At 73.6% G+C, this 4,209-nt stretch carries 11 protein-coding genes; all 11 read left to right on the forward strand.

The window, feature by feature from the left end:
* Positions 1 to 130 precede the first annotated feature (130 nt).
* Entirely contained in the window at positions 131 to 469 is a 339-nt protein-coding gene (locus CCN39_RS46270) for a hypothetical protein (protein WP_086853369.1), read from the forward strand.
* The gene (locus CCN39_RS52705; RefSeq protein WP_279629628.1) at positions 462 to 584 is read left to right on the forward strand and encodes a hypothetical protein; all 123 of its coding nucleotides are present in this window, start codon (positions 462 to 464) and stop codon (positions 582 to 584) included. Before CCN39_RS46270 ends, CCN39_RS52705 begins: the two co-directional genes overlap by 8 nt.
* On the forward strand, positions 581 to 877 hold the full coding sequence (locus CCN39_RS46275) for a WDGH domain-containing protein (RefSeq protein ID WP_086853371.1): 297 nt from the start codon (positions 581 to 583) through the stop codon (positions 875 to 877). Before CCN39_RS52705 ends, CCN39_RS46275 begins: the two co-directional genes overlap by 4 nt.
* Before the next feature lie 85 nt (positions 878 to 962).
* Entirely contained in the window at positions 963 to 1,679 is a 717-nt protein-coding gene (locus CCN39_RS46280; RefSeq protein WP_086853372.1) for a hypothetical protein, read from the forward strand.
* Positions 1,676 to 2,020 (forward strand): hypothetical protein, encoded by a 345-nt coding sequence (locus CCN39_RS46285; protein ID WP_086853374.1) that lies wholly within the window; start codon positions 1,676 to 1,678, stop codon positions 2,018 to 2,020. The genes CCN39_RS46280 and CCN39_RS46285 overlap by 4 nt, the downstream gene beginning before the upstream one ends.
* Positions 2,017 to 2,676 carry a hypothetical protein gene (locus CCN39_RS46290; protein ID WP_086853376.1) on the forward strand — a complete coding sequence of 220 codons (660 nt, stop codon included), beginning with the start codon at positions 2,017 to 2,019 and terminating at the stop codon, positions 2,674 to 2,676. The genes CCN39_RS46285 and CCN39_RS46290 overlap by 4 nt, the downstream gene beginning before the upstream one ends.
* Positions 2,673 to 2,873, forward strand: coding sequence for a hypothetical protein (locus CCN39_RS46295; protein ID WP_086853378.1), 201 nt, complete (start codon positions 2,673 to 2,675; stop codon positions 2,871 to 2,873). Before CCN39_RS46290 ends, CCN39_RS46295 begins: the two co-directional genes overlap by 4 nt.
* A gap of 58 nt (positions 2,874 to 2,931) precedes the next feature.
* Complete coding sequence (locus CCN39_RS46300; protein ID WP_086853381.1) at positions 2,932 to 3,240, forward strand: hypothetical protein; 309 nt, start codon at positions 2,932 to 2,934, stop codon at positions 3,238 to 3,240.
* Positions 3,237 to 3,437 (forward strand): hypothetical protein, encoded by a 201-nt coding sequence (locus CCN39_RS46305; protein ID WP_086853383.1) that lies wholly within the window; start codon positions 3,237 to 3,239, stop codon positions 3,435 to 3,437. The genes CCN39_RS46300 and CCN39_RS46305 overlap by 4 nt, the downstream gene beginning before the upstream one ends.
* The gene (locus CCN39_RS52710; RefSeq protein WP_279629629.1) at positions 3,434 to 3,556 is read left to right on the forward strand and encodes a hypothetical protein; all 123 of its coding nucleotides are present in this window, start codon (positions 3,434 to 3,436) and stop codon (positions 3,554 to 3,556) included. The genes CCN39_RS46305 and CCN39_RS52710 overlap by 4 nt, the downstream gene beginning before the upstream one ends.
* 275 nt (positions 3,557 to 3,831) lie before the next feature.
* Positions 3,832 to 4,209, forward strand: a 378-nt coding sequence (locus tag CCN39_RS46310) for a helix-turn-helix domain-containing protein (protein ID WP_086853385.1), incomplete at its 3' end; no start/stop codon positions are given.

The following is a 4,209-nucleotide window of genomic DNA, read 5'->3' on the forward strand; positions in this document are numbered from 1 at the left end:
ACCGACTTCCTGTGCAGCACCGCCAAGGAACGCGGCTGCGGCTGCGCCTTCCTCGTGGGCGGCGGCCCCGGCGAGATGGACGTCCGGAAGTGCCCGTGCGCCCCGCTGTTCCCGCCCCTGGAGGACGACCGTGGCTGACGCCCCGCTGTCCCTGCGCTGCACCAGATCCGGCACCGCCTACGTCGACGGGCCGCTCGTCGCCAACGACTGGGACAACACCGCGCTCCTCGGCGGCGTCCGCGGCGTGCTGGTGACCGGCACCGACGACCCGGACCGGGCGCAGGCGCACGCCGACGAAGCGGTACGGCACTACTTCGGCCCCGGCGCGGCCGCCCGCCCGTGCTCGGCGCCGACGCGGTGGCGGCTGTTCTACACCAGCGAAGACCGCGACGAACTGGAGTGGCGCCCATCCCCGGACGCCGCCGAACCCGCCGTGCTCTTCACCGCAGAGGAGGCCGACCGTGGCTGACCCCGTGAGCGCCGTCATCCGCCTGTACGCCGCGATCCAGCGAGCCCGGCTCGCCGCCCGCGAACGCGCCGCCAAGACCCGCACCATCCGCCGACTCGACCGGGAGCACCGATGACCGACGCCCACACCGCCCTGCGCCTCGCGCTCGGCGACATCGAGCCCAACGACACCAACTACCCCGTTCGCTACGTCCGCGTCTTCCAGGCCGCCGCCATGGCCCTGCAGTGCGGCTACACCGCCGGCGTCCGCCTCGACCCCGCCGAGCCGGACTGGCCGGTCGTCTACATCGACCTCCCCACCGGCCAGGTGAGCTGGCACATGCCCGCCTACTCGCCCGCGTGGGACCGCCACACCACCGCGGAGAAGTACGAGCGCATCCGCGCCTTCATCGCCCAGGAGGCACCGTGACCGAGCAGCCCACCACCCCACCCGGTGCCTGGACGGCGCCCGCTGCCCGCCGCTGGTTCGCCCGTGCGATCGGCTGGTTCCGCCGATGACCGCCCGCGAGGAGCTGGGCCTGGCCCTGTGGCGGACACAGACCCTGCGTGGGCTGGCCGACTGCACGAGTCCGACGACACGCGACAGGTTCGTCGGCGAGCTGCTCGCCCTGGGCTGGCGACCGCCGCTGCCCAAGTCCGCTCGAGTGTCGCTGCGCGCCGTCGTGGCCGGGGCGATCGGCGAGCACACGGGCGAGGAGGAAGACCATGAGGTTGCCGCCAACTATGCCGCCGCGCAGGCGCTGATCGACCGAGGCTGGCTGGATCCGGTTGGCGAGATCGGCCCGCCGGAGCCGGTCGCGACGACGCTGCGGCGGATCATTCGCGACCTCGAAGACCAGGCGGCCGGGCCGCAGCGGCACACGCACGCGGGCATCGCGCTGAGCCAGTATGCGGACCGGCTGCGCGGGCACCCGGCGCTCGACGGCGACGCCGACGCGGGCTGGCCCCCGCTGCCCGACAGCGAGACCGCGGAGGAGATGGCGATCCTTCGCGCGAGGCTGGCGCTGTCCCCCGTCCAGGTGGAGGCGATGGAGCAGGAGATCGCGGAGCTCAAGCAGGAGCACGGCGTGCTGTCCGGCCAGCTGCACGCGATCCGGACCGTGTTGGCCGAGGCCGGGCATTGGACGTCGACGACGACCCCGGCCGCGGGCGACGCGAAGACGCTCCAGCGCATCCGCGCCGTCCTCGACCGCCCGGAGGTCCAGCCGTGACCGAGGACCCGCGCATCGAGCGTGCCCACGCCGCGCTCGGCGGCCCAGCGCTGACGACGGACGCCGAGCTCCGCGCGCTCACACCGGACCAGCTGGAGAAGTGCATCCACCGGGCGCTCGAGGCCCGCGACGTCCAGGCGGTCGAGGGCTACCTGCTCCTCATGGCGCTCAAGGACCCGCGCCGGGCGCAGGACCTCATCGACACCCTCAAGGTCGGTCTCCGGCTCGCAGAGGAGCAGCCCGGCGAGGTCGCGTCGAGCACCCCGAGACCGTCCGAGACCCCCACGGCCTCCGAGGGCTGGTCGGAGTACGCGTACATGAACAGCGAGGAGCACCCATGATCACGACCTCCGTCCCGGCGACCGGTCCGCGCGACCGGTCGCGTCCGGCTCTCGCGCGTTCTACGGCCGCGGCGGTCTGCGTCGTCCGCGGCTGCACCCGGCCGGTCTACACCGGACATGCGTGCCCCGAGTGCGTCACCGAGCTGGCCGGCCAGCTGCGCGAGGTCGGCGAGTACGAGGGCGTGCTGCCGTTCATGGTCGAGCCGGTCCGCGGCGGGCCGGGCCGGGGTTCGCCGGGGTACGGGTCGCGGCCGCCGCTGCGGCTGGACGTGCTCGCCGCGCTCGACCCGCGCACCATCCCGACGCCGGAGGACGACGTGTGGTCGATCTGGGGCACGATCGAACGGATCTCCGCCTGGATCGCGGCCGAGCGCGGCGAGACCGGTGGGGGCCTCTGGTACGTCCTCACGCGACTCCAGTGGGCCGCGGGCCGGGAGGAGTTCGGCGACATCGCCGACGCGGTGCAGGAGCTGCACCGGCGGGCTCAGGGGCTGGCGCACGACCGGCCGGACGCCACGCTCGGCGCGTGCCTCGTGCCGGGCTGCGTCGGGCAGGTCCGTCCGGACGGCGCCGGCGGGCGCTGCGGGGTGTGCGACCGGCCGTACGTCGGCCTCGGCCTGGTGAAGCTCCGCGTCGCCCAGGACGCCGCGGCGTGACGGGCGAAGTCGACTGGGACGCCGCGTGGCGAGCCTTCCTCGACGAGCACACCCAGCTCGTCGGCTGGTGCCACCACGGCGAGGTGTTCACCCCCGCCCTCGGCACGCCCAGGGACATCGAGATGATGCGCCGGGCCAGCGAGCACCTCGGCCTGCCGATGCCGGAGCCGGTCTACGGCTGGAAGCGGTCACCCTGAGGTGTGGTCGGCCGCGAGCTTCCCGCCCGCGGCTGGCCGATGGCCTACATTCGAGGGCATGGCTGACCAGGACTTCCACGTGCCGGAGCGCGTGACCCTCAACGTCGACGAGGACGGCAACCCGATCACCGTCTGGAAGATCGCGATCCGCGACGACATCCGCGCGTTCATGGTCACCGACCCCGACCCGTACTGGGCGAAGGACGTGGCCGAGCGGGACTGGTACCTGGAGAAGCAGCTCAAGCGCCCCCGCGAGGACTACGTCGTCGAGGAGGTCCCCGGCCCGATCGACCGGGCCATCCGCGACGAGAACATCCGCTTCGAGCTGGCCCGCATCCAGCTCCGCACGGAGCGCGGCCGGTCGTGAAGCGCGTCCCGGCGAAGCTCGCCGTCCTGGCGCTGCACCAGCAGGCGGACGCGACCGGCGACGACCGCTTCCGCATCTGCCCGGCCACGCTCCGCCAGTGGGTGCGCCGCGGCCACCTCACCCGAGGTGACGGCGGTTACGACCTGCGGGAGGTCCTCGCCTACCTCGAGCGCCGGGATGGTGTGATCGAGGCATGAGCGACGAGACGACCGAGGGCCCGACCTGCTCGAAGTGCGGCCAGGCGCCCGCGGGCCCGGGCGGCATCCTCTGCCCTGCCTGCCTGGCCGCGATCCAGGCTCAGCGCCCCTTGGGCTGACGGCGACACCCCCATTCGAGCCCCGGTGCTTGGCGCCGGTGATCACGTGTGTCACGCTTTCTGCGGGCGGAGCTATGCCCGCCACCCACCGTCTACCCCTTTGATGCGCCGTACCCGGGATCGGCTCCGGGACCTTGCAGCCCCCGCCGGGCGACCACCGGCGGGGGCTGCGCTGTACCCGGGGCTGCCGGGCTGAGCCCGGCAGAGCCCTCGGCCCAGGCCCGCGCACGGGCAGGACGTGGAGGGCAACCCCGAAACCAGCTGGAGGTGATCACGTGCCACGAGCGCGCCCGATCACCGAGGAGGACCGCCGGAAGGTCCGCGACCTCCACGCCGCCGGCGAGTCCCGAAACGCCATCGCCAAGGCCATCGGCCGCTCCGGCGCCACCGTCTCGAAGATCGCCGACGAGCTCGAACTGAGCTTCGACCGCGAGGCCGTGAAGGCCGCCACCGAGGCCAAGGTCGCCGACGCCCGCGCACGCCGGGCCGCGCTGATGCTGGACCTGCTCGACGACGCCGCCCGTCTGCGGAAGCAGCTGTGGGTGGAGACGACGTACGTCGACCACGGCGGCCGGGACTTCTCCCGGGCCGAGTGGACACAGCCGGAGCCCTCGGCCGCCGACAAGCTGAAGCTGGTGCAGGCCTGCACCACT

The organism is Amycolatopsis kentuckyensis (genome assembly GCF_002155975.1).
In the GTDB taxonomy this organism is placed as follows: Bacteria; Actinomycetota; Actinomycetes; order Mycobacteriales; family Pseudonocardiaceae; genus Amycolatopsis; species Amycolatopsis kentuckyensis.

What these genes read in the sequence shown, in the direction of transcription:
- CCN39_RS46275 (WP_086853371.1), top strand. Translation starts at nt 581, where the DNA reads ATGACCGACGCCCACACCGCCCTGCGCCTCGCGCTCGGCGACATCGAG.
- CCN39_RS46280 (WP_086853372.1), top strand. Translation starts at nt 963, where the DNA reads ATGACCGCCCGCGAGGAGCTGGGCCTGGCCCTGTGGCGGACACAGACC.
- CCN39_RS46290 (WP_086853376.1), top strand. Translation starts at nt 2,017, where the DNA reads ATGATCACGACCTCCGTCCCGGCGACCGGTCCGCGCGACCGGTCGCGT.
- CCN39_RS46300 (WP_086853381.1), top strand. Translation starts at nt 2,932, where the DNA reads ATGGCTGACCAGGACTTCCACGTGCCGGAGCGCGTGACCCTCAACGTC.
- CCN39_RS52710 (WP_279629629.1), top strand. Translation starts at nt 3,434, where the DNA reads ATGAGCGACGAGACGACCGAGGGCCCGACCTGCTCGAAGTGCGGCCAG.